The following is a 17,567-nucleotide window of genomic DNA, read 5'->3' as shown; positions in this document are numbered from 1 at the left end:
GGCTGTCGTCCAACCCATCGATTTCCAGATAGGCCCTGGCAAGGTCCGGATGCGGGTTCTTCGACCAGGCTTTTTCAATCGCCTTTTCGGCGCGCCGTGGCGCGCCTTCCCCAACGGCAAGCCGCGCGTAAGCAATCGCCACCGGGCTGAAATCAGGCGCAAGCTTCCAGGCATCCTGCACAAAACGCCGGGCCTCGCGGGGTTGGCCCTGCCCTTCCAAAAGGGCGCCTTGACGAAGCAGAAGCACCGCGCGGCGGCGGTTTCCTTCCACCGCCGGAAGAACCCCCTGGCGGATGGCCTGGCGAAGAACGGTTTCCGCGTCTTCCAGCTTTCCGGCATGCAATTCGCGTTCAAAAAGCGCCTCAACGACCCAGGGCGTTTTCGGATGCAGCGCATAAGCCCGCCTAGCAAGCCTGCGCGCCTTTTCCGTGTCCCCTTCCCGAAGGGCCTGGGTGAAAAGGCCACGGAGGCCGAAAAACGCCATCTCGGGATGGTGGAGCATCGCTTCGAAATAATCTGCCGCCGCACCCTCGTCGCCACGCAATTGCGCCACCTGGGCCGAGAGCAGCATGGCAAGGGGCTGGTCGTGCAAAAGCCCCTTGGCGCGCCCGGAAAGCTCGTCTGCTTTTTCGACATCACCCGCCGCCACCGCCACCAGCCCCTGGGTGAGCGCCCGGTAGCCCCGGCGACGGCGATTTTCCCGAAAGGTGACAGCGATCCGGTGCGGGGCGGTGATCAGATAGCGCCACAAACGGTCGGCGAAAACTGCCGCAAGCACCAGCAGCAGGACCGCAACACCGAGAAAACCGATCGACGCATGCAGCCGGTAATCGGCAAAGGTGATCCGCACGGTCCCAGGATGTTCGACAAGCCAGGCTGCAAAAACGGCGACGCCCGCAAGGAGCAGAAAAAACGCGAAGGCACGAATCATTACGGCCCTTCCGCCGGGTTTTCCTCTCTCGAGAAAGCAAGACGCCTTAGCTGACGCACCGCTGCCGCAGCGCCAAGGCGCGCTTTCGCATCGCGAAGCCACAAACCGGCGGCCTCCACACCCGGGCCTTCAATTTTTTCAAGCAGGCCAACGGCGCGTCCCAGATCGCCAGCATGAAGCGCTTGTTCCGCGCGCGCCAGCACCGCTTCCAGGCCATCGCCTTCTATATCTCCCGTCCGTCGGATCGTCAGAAGGCCGGACAGATTGGCAAGAACCCGCTCTTTCCAGCCCGCCCCGGTTGTTACCGGGGGACGTGCCAGAACAGCCGCCGCCAAATCATCGAACCGCGCGCGCAACATCGGCAATGTTGGGATGCCCTGATCCGCGTAAGTGGCAATCGGCGCCAGCGCCTTCACTGCCGCCGGATTGCCCCCTGCCACCGCCAAAAGCGCCGCCAAGCGATCACGAAAGGGGCCATATTCCCAAAGCCCTTCGCGAAGATCCTCGACGGCACGCAGATAGGGGCGCATTCCCGAACCGGGCATGCTCAAATCCGCCATCCCCCTGGGCGCAAACGCCAATTCAGCCATGCGCGCGGAAAGCGCCGCAAACTCGCTTTGAAGTTTTTCAATTTCCGGGACGAGGTGTGTCAGCACGTCCGCACCGTCACCTTGCGCAATGCCGTTTTCAAGCGCGGCAAGCCTGGCGTCGAGAGAGGCGACATTGACCGCGATTGCATTTAAAGCCGACGTTGGATTTTCAGAATTCTTCGGCAGCGCCGCGATGGCCTCTTCAAGAACGGTGAGCCGCCTGGAAAGGCTTTCCGTTGCATTCCTTGCGTCCGAAGACACTAGGCCCTTCAGAAAGGCCGCACCCGGCAAGGCCGGCAAGAACAAAAAGGCAGTGACCCCGCCCACGGCCAGCAGCAAAACCAGACCCCCGAAAACCCAGCCCTTCTTTCCCGCGAAGGCCGGTTTCTTTTCTGCGCTTGAAACGTTCGGGTCGTTCATCGGGGTTCGCTCATTTTCTAAATTTCCGTTTGCCGGCACAGCCCCTATTCAAGGCCCAGTTCACGAAGCAGCGCCGCCTCATCTGGGTGCGCCGCCACGCGAAGCGTTTTCCAGGGAAGGCCCTCAGCCGCCCCGGCCACCGCAGGACTGAGACAAATGGCCGAAACCTGCGCACATTCGCACGTCAGCCCCGCGTCATTCACCAGCCTAACAAAGGCCGCCGCCGTCCGGGGAGAGAAAAAAAGAACGTCTGTAATCTCGCCATTGCGCAGCGCATCAGCGGTGGCGGTGGAAATTTTTTCGGTCGGCAGGGCTTGGTAAAGCGCGACCCGACGCACATCAAAGCCATAGTCGACTAGCACCCCTGCCAAATCCCCGGCAATGGCTTCGCCCGTCGCATGCAGCAGAACGCCCGCCTTTGGGTCCACCGCTGCGATAACGAGGCTTGCCAAAGCGTGAATATCGCCATCGGCACTATGGACGTTCTCAAAACCCAAATCACACGCCGCCGCCGCCGTCTTGTCTCCAACCACATAGGCCGGAAGGTGGCGTTCCGCCGTAGTATCAGCCAAGGCGCGCGCGCCATTGGCACTGGTCAGAAGAAACGCCTGCACCTGTTCAAGGGCAAGGGCCACATCGCCATATTGGCGGATCGCAAGCATCGGCTCGATCCGGCATGCCTTGCCGCGCGCCTGAAGGTGAGCCGCAAGCGATTCTGAATCCTGCCTGGGGCGCGTCAAAAGCACGTATGTTTTTTGCATTTTTTCCTAGCCAAGCTTGGCGAAAAACTCCGGCCCGGCGCGGTCGCGGAGTTCCTGACCTGCGTCGCGGCCCATTTTCTCGGCATCTACGATCGGCCCCCGGCGTTCCACATCAAAGCGCATCGACCCATCGGGCAGGGCAATCATGACGCGAAGAAACAACGTCGTTTCGTCCTCAAATTCCGCCAAGGCCGCAATCGGCGTTTGGCAGGACCCATCGAGAACGGCAAGGGCAGCGCGTTCGGCCGCCACGCGAACACCCGTCCCGGCATCAAAAATTGGATCAAGCCTTTCGCGCAGCCCGCCATCTTCCGCCCGGCATTCAATGCCAATCGCCCCTTGGGCCACGGCAGGCAAAAACACTTCGGGTGCCAGCACCGCCGTCACGCGGTCTTCAAGATCAAGGCGCTTCAACCCAGCCACGGCAAGAAGCATGGCATCCGCCTCGCCTGCCTCCAATTTACGGAGCCTGGTGCCCACATTGCCCCGTATGGGAACCACCCGAAGGTCGGGGCGAAGGCTTAAGGCTTGCGCCTGACGACGAAGCGAAGAGGTCGCCAATGTCGCGCCTTGCGGCAAATCTTCGAAGGTCGAATAGCGGCAGGAAAGAAAGGCGTCCCGTGGGTCTTCCCGTGGCAAGCAACCCACAATGGCCAGCCCGTCGGGGCACCATGTCGGAACGTCCTTCATCGAATGAACGGCAAGATCAATTTCGTCTGCCAGCAAGGCCTCTTCGATCTCTTTTGTAAAAAGCCCTTTGCCGCCCACTTCGGCAAGGGGACGGTCAAGAATCCTGTCGCCGGTCGTTTGAATGATCCGAATTTCGATCGCCTGGGGTGCGGCAAGCGTGCCATGGGCCGCGATCAGACGCTTGCGAACTTCTGCCGCCTGGGCGCGCGCAAGCGCGCTGCCGCGTGTGCCGATACGAATGGGTGCCCTAAACATCCCTTGTGTGTAGTGCTTGCCGAGCCGCAAGGTAAAGTGGTTATTACGGACCAAAGAGGCTGGCCTCCTTAAAAATCACCATGGGGCCACGCCCGCCAGGAGTGGAGTGGGAATGCGTATCCTTGGGTTAGAGAGCAGTTGCGACGAAACCGCCGCCGCAATCGTCAACGACAAACGCCAGATTCTGGCGGAGTCTCTCCACTCGCAAATCGCCGACCACCAGCCTTATGGCGGCATCGTCCCGGAAATTGCGGCGCGCGCCCATCTTGATTACATGGACAGCCTTGTCGCCGATGTGATGGCGAAAGCGGGTCTCGATTTTTGCAACCTTGACGGCATCGCCGCAACGGGCGGACCCGGCCTTGTCGGCGGGCTTCTCGTCGGCGTGATGACGGCAAAGGCCATCGCCGCCGTTCACGACCTTCCCTTTCTGGCCATCAACCACCTCGAAGGCCATGCGCTTTCCCTGCGTTTAACCGAGGCCGTCGATTTTCCATATCTTCTGCTTCTTGTTTCCGGCGGCCATTCGCAATTTGTCATCGTTGAAGGGGTTGGACGTTATGTCCAATTGGGCACAACCATCGACGATGCAGTGGGAGAAGCCTTCGACAAGACAGCAAAACTTCTGGGCCTTCCCTATCCAGGCGGTCCGCAAATTGAAAAGGCGGCGAAAGAAGGCGATGCAAAGCGCTTTGCCCTGCCCAGGCCGATGGCCGGTCGAGAGGGGTGCGATCTTTCCCTTTCCGGCCTGAAAACAGCGGTCCGCCGAACCGTGTCGCGGCTTGGCGCGGACGCAAAAAAGACGGAGACCATCAATGACATTGCCGCCGCCTTTCAGGCTGCCATCGGCGACGTGTTGGCGGATCGTACGCAAAATGCCATCCGCCTTTTCCAGACACGTCACCCGGGCGGAAACGCCTTCGTCATCGCCGGCGGCGTTGCCGCAAACGCCTATCTGCGGACCCGGCTTTGCGAAACGACCGCCGCGATGGGTGTGAAATTACACGTGCCGCCGCCGCAGCTTTGCACGGACAATGGCGTCATGATCGCATGGGCCGGCATTGAGCGGCTGCAATTGGGCTGGACGGATCGCTTTGACTTCACGCCGAAACCCCGTTGGCCGCTAGACCCGGACGCCGCCACCCGTCACGGCCGGCAGACCCGCCCATGATCTGGAACCCGGGCGACCCAGACGCCATTTGTGCTAGGCTGACGTCATGATGCGAATTGGGGTCGTTGGAGCCGGTGCCTGGGGAACGGCGCTTGCGCTTGCCGTCCGGCGGGCAGGCAGCGAAACGGTGCTCTATGCCCACGAGCCTTCGACCGTTGCGGCCATCCAGAACACGCACGAAAATCCCACCTTCCTGCCAGGCATCCAGATTGATGCCGACATCCAGGCGACGGGCGACCTCGGCGTCGTCGCAAAAGCCGACATCCTTCTGCTGGCCGCCCCGGCGCAACATCTGCGCACGACCTGCGAAGCGCTTGCCCCTTACGCAAAGCCGGAAACGCCGCTCATCATCTGTGCAAAAGGGATTGAGGAAAAGAGTGGCGCCCTGATGAGTGACATTCTTGCCGAAACCCTGCCGGACATGCCGTGCGCCATCTTATCCGGGCCTACCTTCGCAGCAGAAGTCGCACGCGGCCTGCCAACGGCCGTAACGCTCGCCTGTGAAGACCCAAAGATCGGCCAGAAATTGCAACAAGCCATCGGCAGCCCCCGGTTTCGCCCCTATTTTTCAAAGGACGTTATCGGTGCCCAAATCGGCGGTGCCGTCAAAAATGTGCTGGCGATCGCCTGCGGCATTGTCGAGGGGCGTGGCTTCGGCGACAACGCTAGGGCCGCCTTAATCACACGAGGGCTTGTGGAAATTGCATGCCTTGGCGTCGCACTCGGTGCCCAAGCCAAGACGTTTATGGGGCTTTCCGGTTTAGGCGACCTTACCCTCACCTGTAGCAGCCGCCAGTCACGCAACCTTTCCCTTGGCGTTGCCCTGGGGGAAGGCACACCCCTCAAACAAATCCTGGCCGGACGGAAAGCCGTAACCGAGGGGGTCTTTACGGCGCGCGCCATTCCCGATCTGGCCGCCCGGCTTGGAATCGACATGCCGATCGCAATGGCGGTTCGCGACGTGCTTCACCGTGGCGCAGACATTGACCAAACCATCGAAGACCTTCTTTCCCGCCCCCCCGGGGAAGAATTGCCAAGCGACATGGATTTTGCGTAACCCCCGTTCAAGACCGGAAAGAAAAGAGCCCTCCAACAATGAACTACTGGCTGCTGAAATCAGAACCTGGAGCCTGGTCATGGGACGACCAGGTAAAAGTCGGCGTTGAGCCTTGGGATGGCGTTCGCAATTATCAGGCGAGCAACAACTTAAAGGCGATGCGAAAAGGCGACCGCGCCTTTTTCTATCACTCCGTAAAAGAAAAGCGGATTGTCGGCATTGTTGAGATCGTCAAAGAATATTACCCGGACCCAACGGATGCCTCCGGGCGTTTCGGCATGGTCGATGTCAAGGCCATCGAGCCCGTGAAACGTCCGGTTCTTCTGGCCGAAATCAAGCAAGATCCAAAACTTTCCCACCTTGCGCTTATTCGCCAGTCGCGCCTTTCCGTCATGCCCATCGATGCCGCCGCGTGGGAACGGATTTGTGCACTCGCCAACGCGCCTGCATGAAAATGCCGCCTTGCGAAAAACCCGGTCCGTTTCTTTGCCATATTGATGCCATTCCAGACGGAGAAGCCCGGGGGTTTCCCCTACCAGGCGAATCTCACCCACGCGCGGTTCTCGTCGTCCGGCAGGGGTCTAAAATATACGGCTATCGGAACCGTTGCCCTCATCAGGGCACGCCTCTCGACTGGACACCGGACCGCTTCTTCAATCTTGAAAAAACGCATCTTCAATGCGCGACCCATGGCGCTCAATTCCAGATCGAGGACGGCCATTGCATCGCCGGCCCATGTCTGGACAAAACACTGGAACGCGTTCCGCTTCGCGTTGAAGGCGGAAAAATCCATCTTGATATTCCGCACAAAACCCCAAAACCGTAGCCGCCCTTGCCTTGACCCGGCGATTCCCTAGACTGACTGGAAACGCGCGTCCAAAATCAGGAAAGGAAGCCGTCTGCATGTCCGAACATCTTGTCATTCCAGTGCCCGAATCCTTTGCAAAATCCGCATGGGTGGATGAACCTGGCTACCGGGAAATGTATTGTCGCTCCATCGAGGACCCGGAAGGATTCTGGGGCGAGCAAGGCCGTCGCCTCGACTGGATCACGCCCTACACACAGGTAAAAGATACGTCTTTCGACGACGACATTCATATTCGCTGGTTCTATGACGGCACCCTGAACGTCTGCGCAAACTGCATCGATCGCCATTTGCCGGAACGCGCGGATCAAATCGCCATTATCTGGGAAGGCGACAACCCCAAAGACGACGAGAAAATCACCTATCGCGAACTTCACGAACGGGTCTCGCGTTTTGCCAATGCCTTAAAGGACCGCGGCGTCACGAAAGGTGACCGGGTCACCATTTACATGCCGATGATCCCGGAAGCGGCCTATGCCATGTTGGCGTGCGCCCGGATTGGGGCCATTCATTCTGTCGTTTTCGGAGGTTTTTCGCCAAGTGCACTCCATAGCCGGATCGATGATTGCGACAGCACGGTGGTGATTACAGCGGACGAAGGCGTTCGTGGCGGCAAAACCATTCCCTTGAAAGCAAACACCGACGAAGCCCTTAAAAAGGATTCGAAGGTCCATAGCGTTTTCGTGGTTTGCCGCACGGGCGGCAAGGTGAACTGGGTCGAAGGCCGCGACGTCCGATACGAAGACGCAGTGGCAGCCGCCTCACCCGATTGCGTCCCGGAAGAAATGTCGGCGGAGGACCCGCTTTTTATTCTTTACACCTCCGGCTCAACCGGGAAACCGAAAGGCGTCTTGCACAGCGGCGGCGGCTACCTTGTCTTCACCGCCATGACCCATCAATACGTTTTTGATTATCACGATGGCGACATTTACTGGTGCACGGCAGATGTCGGCTGGGTGACCGGGCACAGCTACATCCTCTACGGCCCGCTTGCGAATGGTGCCACCACCCTGATGTTCGAAGGCGTCCCGAATTATCCGGACAGCTCGCGCTTCTGGCAAGTCGTGGACAAACATCAGGTCAATATTTTCTATACCGCGCCAACGGCCATCCGCGCACTTATGCATGAAGGCGACGACCCGGTGAAAAAAACGAGCCGAAAGTCGCTTCGCCTTCTTGGCACGGTCGGCGAACCGATCAACCCAGAGGCCTGGCTTTGGTATTACCGCGTCGTCGGCGAGGAACGTGTGCCGATTGTCGACACCTGGTGGCAGACGGAAACAGGCGGCATCATGATTTCCCCCTTGCCCGGTGCCACACCCATGAAACCCGGCTCTGCAAGCGTCCCCTTCTTCGGCGTCAAGCTTGAGATTGTCGATGACAAAGGCGTGCCACAGGAGGGCGCGTGCGAGGGCAGCCTCTGCATCGCCGATTCCTGGCCTGGCCAGATGCGGACCCTCTATGGCGATCACGACCGCTTTGTTACGACCTATTTTTCGACCTATCCGGGCCATTATTTCACCGGTGACGGCTGCCGCCGGGACGAGGACGGCTATTACTGGATCAGCGGACGGATTGACGACGTCATCAACGTTTCCGGCCATCGAATGGGCACGGCCGAGGTCGAAAGCGCGCTGGTCGCCCATTCGAAGGTTTCAGAAGCCGCTGTCGTCGGCTATCCCCACCACATTAAAGGCCAGGCGATCTACGCCTACGTGACCCTGATGGCCCATATCGAACCAAGCGAAGCGCTTCGCGCGGAACTTGGCCAATGGGTTCGCAAGGAAATCGGACCCATCGCCACGCCGGACCTTATCCAGTGGGCCCCGGGATTGCCGAAAACGCGATCGGGGAAAATCATGCGGCGAATTCTTCGCAAGATCGCGGCGAACGCCTATGAAGACCTTGGCGACACCTCAACCCTTGCCGACCCAGGCGTCGTCACGGAATTGATTGCCAACCGAATGAACCGTTAGGGCGTCAGGCGCGCGTTTTTTACACCGGTCGCACCGGTCGCATCGGACGCACCGTCACACCAGGATGCGCGGCGGCCTCCCGTATAGGCGCGCGCAAAGCCCGCCGCCATCAACTGGGCACTGAGATCCGCCCCGGTGGCCATCGTGACACGGGCCAGAACCCGGCCAGCATATTTCCCCAAATGAATATCCGTAAGCCAGATCGGCCCTTCGTCCGCATGAGCTTCCAGAAACCGTCGCGCGCCCTGGGCAAGGACGCGTTCACGCTTGCAACGCGCCTTTAGTTCCGGCGCATCGATGCCCTTAAGGCGAACAAGCGTCTCGACCTGGTGACCCGGCCATATCCGAACCCGCACGGCGATCGTATCGCCATCAAGAACACGCAACACTTCTGCCGCCAGCGGACCGGGAAGGACGTCCGCCGCCAGCACCGGAAAAAACCCAGGCGGGAATCCACCAAGCCCGAAGGCCAGAAGGAACAAAAAAAAGAACCGCCGAAAAGCCGCGCCCATTTGTCGTGCCTATAGCCATGCAATGCACCTTGGACATTCGCACGTTACGGTTGTTTTTCACGCATGCGCGCGCATGAAAACAACCCTTACGCGAACAACTTCTCACGAGAACATGCACCAAGAACAGGTACAAAACAAGAACTTTAGGCTTAAAATCTTAATAAGGGAATAAAGGCCTATACCCTGCCGGCCTAGAAATCCGAGCAGCGGCCATTGCGTTCCCAGTCGCCATAGCGGGTCGGCTCTGGACCCTTCGGCCCGCCGATTTCCTTAATTACATCGTCCTTCGCCGGGGAAACGACCGCCGCCTGATCTTTCACGGCCTCTTTTTCCCCTTGGGAGGAGGCACCAGTCTTGGAAGAAGACGTATCGGGGCTTGCGGTCATGGGAAAGCTCTGAAAAAGATGGCGACCTGTAACTTAGCATGATCGGTCCTGCCCATGAGCACTTTTCCAAACTCGCGACAATGCGCCATTGAACTTCTTGGTGCCGTGCTTGCACGAAAAACGCCCCTCGAAGAGGGCTTCGCGAGCCATGGTGGCATTGCAGCGCTTGAACCCCGAGACCGGGCCTTTGTTCGCAACCTTGTCGGCACGACTCTTCGCCATCTTGGCGAAATCAACACCCTGATCGACCACGCACTCGAAAAACCATTGCCGCACAAAGCAAGGCCGGTGCAACACCTGTTGCAGATCGGCATCACGCAGCTTTGTTTTCTAGACACACCTCCCCATGCCACCGTCGATCAAAGCGTCACCCTTCTCCACGCCACGCCGCTTGCCTCTTACAAGGGACTGGTAAACGCCGTGCTTCGCCGCCTGACGCGCGAGGGAAAGGACTTGCTCGACAGCCTCGATGCCCCACGCCTGAACACGCCGGCATGGCTTTGGAAATCCTGGGAGCGTGCTTACGGAAAGACAACCTGCCGGGCCATCGCCAGCGCCCATCTTCAGGAAGCACCCCTGGATCTTAGCTTCCGAAAGGGAATGGAGGACCAGGCCGAAGCGCTTGGCGCGACACCCCTGCCGACGGGAAGCTTCCGGCTGTACACCCATGGCCGCGTAGATGCGCTGGCCGGCTACGCAGAAGGAAGCTGGTGGGTGCAGGATGGCGCGGCGGCAATCCCGGCAAAACTTCTTGGCGATGTGCACGGCGCGACTGTCCTGGACCTTTGCGCGGCACCCGGTGGCAAGGCGGCCCAACTCGCCGACCGTGGCGCACATGTTCTTGCCGTGGATCGTTCACGTTCCCGCCTTGTGCGCGTTCACGAAAATTTTTCCCGCCTTCATCTAAACCTTGAAACGATCGCAGCAGATGCGACCACCTGGCGGCCAGAAAATCCAGCCGCCTTTGTCCTTCTCGACCCGCCCTGTAGCGGGACCGGAACCCTCCGGCGCCACCCCGACATTGCCTGGCAGAAAACACCCGCCGACGTTAAAAAATTATGCGCCCTCCAGGCCCGGCTGCTGAAAGCCGCCGCCGCGATGACCGCACCCGGCGGCCTTCTCGTTTACGCGGTCTGTTCCCTTGAACCGCAAGAAGGTGTGGAACAGATCGACGCCCTGCTGGCGGGGGGTGCCCCATTCACGCGTGTGCCGATTGCCGCCGGGGAAGTTGGAGACAGACGCGAATTGCTCACGCCCCAGGGCGATTTGCGCACCCTCCCCTCACATTTCAAAGCGCTGGGCGGTCTCGACGGATTCTACGCCGTCCGCCTTCGAAAAGACCGCAAAACGCCGTAACATGCGGTTCGCATCCCCGGCCATTCCGACCTTGCCGCTGCGTCTTGCGAGCGCCCCTGGAAGCTGTTAGGAAAATGGCATGCAACACCCCACGCGGATCGCCCCATCCATCCTCTCCGCCGATTTCGCAAAATTAGGCGAGGAAATTCGGGCAATCGACGCGGCGGGGGCCGATTGCATCCACATCGACATCATGGACGGCCATTTTGTCCCGAACCTTACCATTGGCCCGGCGGTCGTGGCGGCATTGCGCCCGCATACGGATTTGCCTTTCGATGTCCACCTGATGATCCGCCCCGCCGATCCCTATATTGCGGCCTTTACCGAAGCGGGTGCCGACATCATCACCGTCCACCCCGAATCGGGACCGCACCTCCACCGGACCCTTCAACTGATTAAATCCTTTGGCAAGAAAGCCGGCGTCGCCTTAAATCCAGGCACCCCCATCGCAGCCATGGAAAATGTCTTTGAGGAAATCGACCTGGTGCTTGTCATGGCCGTGAACCCGGGGTTCGGCGGACAGGCCTTCCTTCGCTCGCAATTGAAAAAAATCCGTGATCTTCGGGAGAATATCGATGCCATTGGCCGCGATATTGCCCTTGAAGTCGATGGCGGTATCAATGTTGAAACCGCCGCCGAAGCCATCGCGGCGGGAGCCGATCTTCTCGTCGCCGGAACCGCCACCTTTAAGGGCGGACCCGACCATTACGCCACAAACATTCAGCTCCTGCGGAATGGGTCCGATGTCGCCTCCAGACGGATTTGAAGAAACCACCATTGAGCGGACGGCACGCTATACGCACACGGGTTCGGGGAAGCCGGTTTTCAACGGCACGTTCCATCGTTTCCTCCAAAGAATTCTGGGCAGCGTTGACCGCCTTCTTTACGGGAACCCCCTCTATTTTATTTTTCTGACAGGCAGAACACCAAGGCGACTAAACGGGATTCCGCCAGACCCATGGCCAGGCGACCGGGAACGCGGTGAAGCCATCCTGCAAAACACCTTCCCCTTCCTGGGCACCACGATCCGGGCCAAAACCAATCTCTGGAACAGGGATGATGTGGACACACGCTGGCTGGCCGAACTTCATGGCTTTGCCTGGCTTCGCGACCTGCGCACGATCGGCACTGACACCGCACGCCGCAGGGCACGCGACCTCGTCCTCGACTGGATCGCGCACAACCGTTTCTGGCATCCAACCAGCTGGCGGGCGGACGTGCTTGGCACACGCATGGCCGCCTGGGCAGGGCATGGTGATTTTCTCTGCGCCGGCGCACCCGACAGCTTTCGTGCAATTTTTCTGACTTCCTTTGCGCGCCAGGCACGGCATCTCCACCGCGTAGCTCCCGGGCACCTGCAGGGACCCTCCCTCTTCGCCGTTGCAAAAGGGCTGATCTACGCCGGAGCGGTTTCGGCAAAACACGAATTTGCCCTTCAAAACGGCCTGCAGCTTCTTGAAAAAGAGCTGCCCAGACAGATCTATCCAGATGGCGGGCACATTCTTCGAAGCCCCGAGGTCCAGCTTGCGGTCCTTCGCGACCTTGCGGAGATCCGCGCCCTTCTCATGGCTACCCATCGCGAGGTACCTGACATATTGCAATCGGCAACGGACCGCATGGGCGTCATGTTGCGTTTCTTTCGCCACGGCGATGGCGGGCTGGCGCTGTTCAATGGCACTTGCGAAGGCGAAAGCTGGTTGATCGACATGGTGCTGGGGCGTGCCGACGCCCAGGGCAGCCCCCCGGAAAGCACGCCTTATGCCGGTTTCGAACGCCTGGTTGCCGGGCGCACGCTTCTTCTCTTCGACGTCGGCGTGCCAGAGCCGGCCCCGCCCGGAACCCAGCAAACCCACGCTGGAACCCTTTCCTTCGAGATGAGCTGCGGCAAGGAGCGCCTCGTCGTAAATGGCGGCGCCTATGTTGGAAATAAAGATGCCTGGCGTGACCCCATCCGTTCAACCGCTGCCCATTCGACCGTAACGATCGACGATAAAAATTCATCCGAGATTCTCTCCGATGGCAGAATCGGACGGCGGCCCCACCGCGCAACCTGTTGCCGGGATGAAAAAGATGGCAACATCTGGATTGAAACAAGCCATGACGGCTATCAGGCGCTCTTTGGCCGCACACACCATCGGCGGCTTTACCTCTCGGCGAATGGAGAGGATTTTCGCGGCGAAGATTGTCTGGAAGGAGAAAAGGGATCAAAATTTGACATCCGCTTTCTCTTGCACCCAAATGTTTCCGCTTCACTGGCACGGGATGGCGTTACCGTTCTCCTGCGCCTTCCCAAAGGTGGTGGCTGGAAATTTCAGGCAGTTGGCGGCGTGATAAATCTCGAAAAAAATGTCTATCTCGGCGACGCGCGTGAAATGCATCACAGCGAACAGATCGTCGTCAGCGCCCCCCTGGAAAGCAATGCCGTCCGGGTGAAGTGGACGTTCAAGCGCATTCCTGCGCGCGCAGCCTGATGCGAGGCCGTCCCTTGTCGTCAAACAGCACCATCCAGACAAAGCTTGGCACGCGCATGCGGTCATGGATGGCAACAGCCCGCGTGATTTCCAGAAATCTTCGCCAGTATAAATTCGAACCCGAAGTCGCCTTTTTAAAGGACATGATCCGGTCAGAGGATATCTGCCTCCATGTCGGTGCCAGCGATGGCAGGCATAGCCTGATCATGGCCCGCCTGGCAGAGCGCGGGCATGTCTACTGTTTCGAACCCTCAAGCTACAGCTTTGAAATTTTAAGGCGCGTGCTCGCCTTTCATCGGCTTGGAAATGTAAGCTGCTTTCACGTTGCCGTCATGGATTGCCCGGGTGAGGTCAAGCTCGTCGTGCCGGTGAAGACAAGCGGTCGTCTTGGACATTCTTTTGGCCACGTGACCGAGGACGGGAACGAAGAAAACACCACGTCCTTTCCTGGCGTTCAGGCAAAAGACATGATAGCGGAATCCACGCAAGCGATCACCCTCGACTCCTTTTGCGAACGCAACGGAATCGAAAAAATCGATTTTCTACGGTGCGACGTCGAAGGTGCGGAATACAAGGTTCTGAACGGAGGTAAAAAAATAATTGACCGCGACCTTCCAAATGCCCTCATCGAAATCCATCCCCACGCCCTTGAAAAAAATTTCAACGCATCGAAGGAAGCGGTTTTTGATTTTTTCCTGTCACGCGGCTATGAAGCCTATTGCCTGAAAGACGGGAAGCCGCAACGCGTCGATGCCGTCATAGACGAGCCGTGGCGCGATTATTTCTTTCTTCACCCTTCCCGAGGGGCGCGGTTGTCATGAAACTGCAGGATCTGCACAACGGACATCTGTTGGCAATTTCGGCCTTTTTGCTTCCAACCCTTGCCGTCTATCTATCCGGCTTCTTGACGCCGCTTCTGATTTTAATGGCCTTGGCAATTCTCGGCCTTTCGTTCCGTCCGAACGCCAGGCGTTTGAAAATCTCATGGATTGGCGCGGCTTTTTTCGGCGCAATCGCCCTCTGGGGGGTTGTCACCGCTTTTTGGTCCGTCGCGCCGGAAAGAAGCCTCAGCCAGGCGTTCGACCTTATCAGTCTGGGTGCCTGCGGGATGGTACTGCTGGCCGGGGCCCGCGATCTCAAGCCTCATGAACGCAGCCTCCTTGGCCCTGCCCTGCTGGCCGGCATGGGGATTGCTACCCTGTTCATCGCCATCGAGGTCGTGACGGATCTCGCCACCTATCATCTATATAGTTCATCCTGGGGGATCGGCACCCCAGACAACACAATTTTCAATCGCTGGACCACGGTGTTTGCGCTGCTTGTCTGGCCGGTCCTGCTGTGGATCGACCCAAGGCATCGGTTCCGGATTGCGGCAGCGATTTTCGTCTTGTCCCTTGTGGTTCTCGCGCAGCTTGAAAACGCCGCGTCGCTGCTTGCCCTTCTACTTGGAATGCTTGTTTTCCTTCCATCCCTGCGTTTTCCAAAGCGGATCGCCATCGCGCTCATTTGTCTCACCATGGCGGGGACGGCCCTGGCGCCGTGGCTTCCACCACTGCTGCCGGATCCCAAGAAAATATGGGTAACGATGCCCAATCTTCCAACCTCGGCCATCCATCGAATATATATCTGGCGTTTCGTCGCCGAGCGCGTCGAGGAAAGGCCCCTTCTGGGATGGGGTCTCGACACATCGCGAAACATCCCTGACCGTACGCGACTTATCCAGAACGTCGGTGAAGGTAGTGATATTCTGCCCCTGCACCCACATAACGCCGCCATGCAATGGTGGCTGGAAACCGGGTTGGTTGGCGCTGTTATCTGCGGCCTCTTCATGGTCTGGCTGTTTGTGATGGTCTTGCGACGGCGAATGGCGCGCTATTCAAATGCTGTTTTCAATGGTGCCATGGTTACAGGCATTGTTGCCGCCTCCCTCAGCTACGGCATCTGGCAGGCATGGTGGATTACGACGCTTTTCTTTGTTGCCGCCATTCTTCTGGGCATTGCCGGGGAAGGGGATGCCACCCCCTCGCCAAAATCGGCACCCTAGGAAAACTCAAGCTTTCACCGCCACCGAACTTGCTTTTGCAGAAGGCCCGGCGGGCGAGCTATAACCCGTAGCATGGAATGGATTTTATACCTCCTGGCAGGAGGCGCCGCCGTGCTGGCCTCCTGGGCCAGCACGGGCCTTGCCCACCGGCTGCTGCGTCGCCATGCCATTCTCGACCACCCGAATCCGCGCAGCAGCCATGTCCTGCCCACCCCGCGCGGCGGTGGCCTTGGCGTCATGCTGGCCCTGCTGCCGATTTGGGGAATCCTTTTCACTTTTTTTCCATCCGATCCCGGCGTAACGCTTGAACGATGGGTTCTACTTGGCGCTGCCGGCTTTTTGGCGGTGATTTCCTGGGTCGATGACCTTCGCGGGCTGCCCCCCATCCCCCGCCTGTTGTGTCAGGCCATCGCCGTTGCCGCCGTGCTTTTCAGCCTGCCGAGCAACGCCGAAACCTTTCAGGGAATCTTGCCCCCGCTTCTCGACCGGATTGCCACCGGGCTTCTATGGGTCTGGTTTTTAAATCTCTTTAATTTTATGGACGGCATCGACGGCATCGCCGGCGTGGAAACTGCAAGTCTGGGGTTTGGCGTGGCGCTGGTGGCCCTGCTTGGCAGCCTGTCGCCGGATCTTTGTTATCTAGGGATCACCATCGCTGCGGTGGCGCTTGGCTTCCTGGCGTGGAATTGGCCCCCGGCGAAGATTTTTCTCGGCGATGTCGGCAGCATCCCGCTTGGCTTCCTGCTTGGCTGGCTGCTGCTTTCTCTAGCCACCGCAGGCCACTGGGCCGCCGCCCTGATTCTGCCGCTCTACTATCTCGCGGATTCGACCCTGACCCTGATCCGCCGCCTGTTCTCAGGCAAGCGCATCTGGGAAGCCCATGCCAGCCACTTTTATCAATTGGCAAGCCGCCGGGGACTTGGTCACGTTGGCGTCGTGCGAATTGTCCTGGCGACGAATGTCGGACTTCTCGGGCTTGCCGTTCTGGCTTCCACCGGCCGACCGTGGTTTTCCCTCATCGTCGCCATTCTGCTGGTCGCAATGGTGCTTGGAATTCTCCAAAATCCCTTTCGGGAAAAAAACTGATGCGCGTTTTGGTAACCGGCGCAAACGGAATGATCGGGCATGTGCTTTGCCCGGCTCTCGCCCTGGACGGGCATCAAGTTGTTGCGGCCATGCGCCGCCCGCAATCCCTTAACCCATCGGCCCCGGACCCAGCGATCTCGGTTCAGAAAATCACGGACATCGGCCCGGAAACGTCCTGGACAGCCCTGTTGAAGGGAGCCGACGCGGTCGTACACCTCGCCGCGCGCGTCCACATGCTGCGCGACCCTGCCCCAGACCCATTGGCCGCGCACCGAAGGGTGAACGTCGAAGGCACAAAGCGCCTGGCCGAACAGGCCGTTGCGGCCAGAGTCCGGCGCTTTGTTTTCCTAAGCAGCGTTAAGGTCCACGGGAAAGGCCCACAGCCATATCGGGAACAGGACGTTCCTCTGCCGGAAGACCCTTATGGCGTTTCAAAATTAGAGGCGGAAGAAGCCCTGCGCAAAATCACACACAACACAGGCGTCGAGCTTGTTATCCTTCGCCCACCTCTGGTTTACGGACCCGGCGTGAAAGGAAATTTTCGTCAATTGCTTCGCCTCTGCGAACTTGGCCTGCCCCTTCCATTCGGCAATATTTTTAACCGCCGCAGCCTGATTGGCACCGACAATCTTGCAAGCGCCATAGGCCGCTGCCTTACCCATCCGAAAGCGCCAGGAGAAACTTTCCTGGTTAGCGATGGTGAGGATGTCTCAACACCCGATCTGGCCAGAGCAATCGCCAAAAAAATGAAGAAGCGAATCGTCATGGCACCGATCCCCCCGGCACTGCTGGAGGCCATGCTTTGGCTGATCGGAAAAGGCGGCATGACGCGCCGCCTGCTGGGCTCCCTTACCCTGGATGGCCGCCATATTCACGACATTCTTAACTGGTACCCACCGCATTCCCTCGACGACGGCCTGCAAAAAACCGTCGCCTGGTATCAAAACCAGAGAAAATCCGAATAATAAAGACAATCTCCCGGGTGCGACACCGCAC

Annotated in this window: 18 protein-coding genes; 12 read left to right on the top strand and 6 right to left on the bottom strand. The window is 59.1% G+C overall.

Going from position 1 to position 17,567, the window contains the following annotated elements; genetic code table 11:
- The 4 genes from COA65_07210 to COA65_07195 form a co-directional block, all read right to left on the bottom strand.
- Positions 1-931 (bottom strand): heme biosynthesis protein HemY (locus COA65_07210; GenBank protein ID PCJ58947.1); only part of this gene is annotated, 931 nt, incomplete at its 3' end.
- Positions 931-1,941, bottom strand: coding sequence for a hypothetical protein (locus tag COA65_07205; protein ID PCJ58946.1), 1,011 nt, complete (start codon positions 1,939-1,941; stop codon positions 931-933). The genes COA65_07210 and COA65_07205, both read right to left, overlap by 1 nt.
- Positions 1,942-1,985: 44 nt before the next feature.
- Positions 1,986-2,702, bottom strand: a complete 717-nt coding sequence (locus tag COA65_07200) for a uroporphyrinogen-III synthase (GenBank protein PCJ58945.1) — start codon at positions 2,700-2,702, stop codon at positions 1,986-1,988.
- A gap of 6 nt (positions 2,703-2,708) precedes the next feature.
- Complete coding sequence (locus COA65_07195) at positions 2,709-3,647, bottom strand: hydroxymethylbilane synthase (protein ID PCJ58944.1); 939 nt, start codon at positions 3,645-3,647, stop codon at positions 2,709-2,711.
- A 112-nt stretch (positions 3,648-3,759) separates the two neighbouring features.
- On the opposite strand from COA65_07195, the gene tsaD reads away from it, so the two are divergent.
- The 5 genes from tsaD to acs all read left to right on the top strand — a co-directional run bounded on the left by tsaD (position 3,760) and on the right by acs (position 8,716).
- On the top strand, positions 3,760-4,818 hold the full coding sequence (tsaD, locus tag COA65_07190) for a tRNA (adenosine(37)-N6)-threonylcarbamoyltransferase complex transferase subunit TsaD (protein ID PCJ58943.1): 1,059 nt from the start codon (positions 3,760-3,762) through the stop codon (positions 4,816-4,818).
- Positions 4,819-4,864: 46 nt separating this feature from the next.
- Complete coding sequence (locus COA65_07185; GenBank protein ID PCJ58942.1) at positions 4,865-5,875, top strand: glycerol-3-phosphate acyltransferase; 1,011 nt, start codon at positions 4,865-4,867, stop codon at positions 5,873-5,875.
- A gap of 38 nt (positions 5,876-5,913) precedes the next feature.
- On the top strand, positions 5,914-6,327 hold the full coding sequence (locus COA65_07180) for a ubiquinol-cytochrome C reductase (protein ID PCJ58941.1): 414 nt from the start codon (positions 5,914-5,916) through the stop codon (positions 6,325-6,327).
- Between the two features lie 2 nt (positions 6,328-6,329).
- Positions 6,330-6,701 (top strand): (2Fe-2S)-binding protein, encoded by a 372-nt coding sequence (locus tag COA65_07175; GenBank protein ID PCJ58956.1) that lies wholly within the window; start codon positions 6,330-6,332, stop codon positions 6,699-6,701.
- A gap of 77 nt (positions 6,702-6,778) precedes the next feature.
- Positions 6,779-8,716: an acetate--CoA ligase gene (gene acs / locus COA65_07170; protein PCJ58940.1), complete on the top strand. Its 1,938-nt coding sequence runs from the start codon at positions 6,779-6,781 to the stop codon at positions 8,714-8,716.
- Here the strand turns inward: acs and COA65_07165 are convergent.
- Together COA65_07165 and COA65_07160 are read right to left on the bottom strand one after the other, a co-directional pair.
- Positions 8,713-9,228 carry a nuclease gene (locus tag COA65_07165; protein ID PCJ58939.1) on the bottom strand — a complete coding sequence of 172 codons (516 nt, stop codon included), beginning with the start codon at positions 9,226-9,228 and terminating at the stop codon, positions 8,713-8,715. The genes acs and COA65_07165 overlap by 4 nt on opposite strands.
- A 191-nt stretch (positions 9,229-9,419) precedes the next feature.
- Positions 9,420-9,614, bottom strand: a complete 195-nt coding sequence (locus tag COA65_07160; protein PCJ58938.1) for a DUF1674 domain-containing protein — start codon at positions 9,612-9,614, stop codon at positions 9,420-9,422.
- 54 nt (positions 9,615-9,668) lie between these two features.
- Here COA65_07160 and COA65_07155 point away from each other — a divergent pair, with 54 nt between their 5' ends.
- From COA65_07155 to COA65_07125, 7 genes are all read left to right on the top strand, one after another.
- Positions 9,669-10,970, top strand: a complete 1,302-nt coding sequence (locus tag COA65_07155) for an MFS transporter (protein PCJ58937.1) — start codon at positions 9,669-9,671, stop codon at positions 10,968-10,970.
- A 79-nt stretch (positions 10,971-11,049) separates the two neighbouring features.
- On the top strand, positions 11,050-11,736 hold the full coding sequence (locus COA65_07150; protein PCJ58936.1) for a ribulose-phosphate 3-epimerase: 687 nt from the start codon (positions 11,050-11,052) through the stop codon (positions 11,734-11,736).
- A complete protein-coding gene (locus COA65_07145; GenBank protein PCJ58935.1) occupies positions 11,714-13,441 on the top strand; it encodes a hypothetical protein in 1,728 nt (575 codons plus the stop codon). The genes COA65_07150 and COA65_07145 overlap by 23 nt, the downstream gene beginning before the upstream one ends.
- Positions 13,441-14,262 (top strand): hypothetical protein, encoded by an 822-nt coding sequence (locus COA65_07140; GenBank protein ID PCJ58934.1) that lies wholly within the window; start codon positions 13,441-13,443, stop codon positions 14,260-14,262. The genes COA65_07145 and COA65_07140 overlap by 1 nt, the downstream gene beginning before the upstream one ends.
- On the top strand, positions 14,259-15,485 hold the full coding sequence (locus COA65_07135; protein ID PCJ58933.1) for a hypothetical protein: 1,227 nt from the start codon (positions 14,259-14,261) through the stop codon (positions 15,483-15,485). Before COA65_07140 ends, COA65_07135 begins: the two co-directional genes overlap by 4 nt.
- 72 nt (positions 15,486-15,557) lie before the next feature.
- On the top strand, positions 15,558-16,571 hold the full coding sequence (locus tag COA65_07130; GenBank protein ID PCJ58932.1) for a hypothetical protein: 1,014 nt from the start codon (positions 15,558-15,560) through the stop codon (positions 16,569-16,571).
- Complete coding sequence (locus COA65_07125) at positions 16,571-17,536, top strand: hypothetical protein (GenBank protein ID PCJ58931.1); 966 nt, start codon at positions 16,571-16,573, stop codon at positions 17,534-17,536. Before COA65_07130 ends, COA65_07125 begins: the two co-directional genes overlap by 1 nt.
- Positions 17,537-17,567 lie beyond the last annotated feature (31 nt).

The sequence above is a fragment of the Rhodospirillaceae bacterium genome (assembly GCA_002746255.1).
In the GTDB taxonomy this organism is placed as follows: Bacteria; Pseudomonadota; Alphaproteobacteria.
This window is presented reverse-complemented; position numbering and strand designations above follow the sequence as displayed.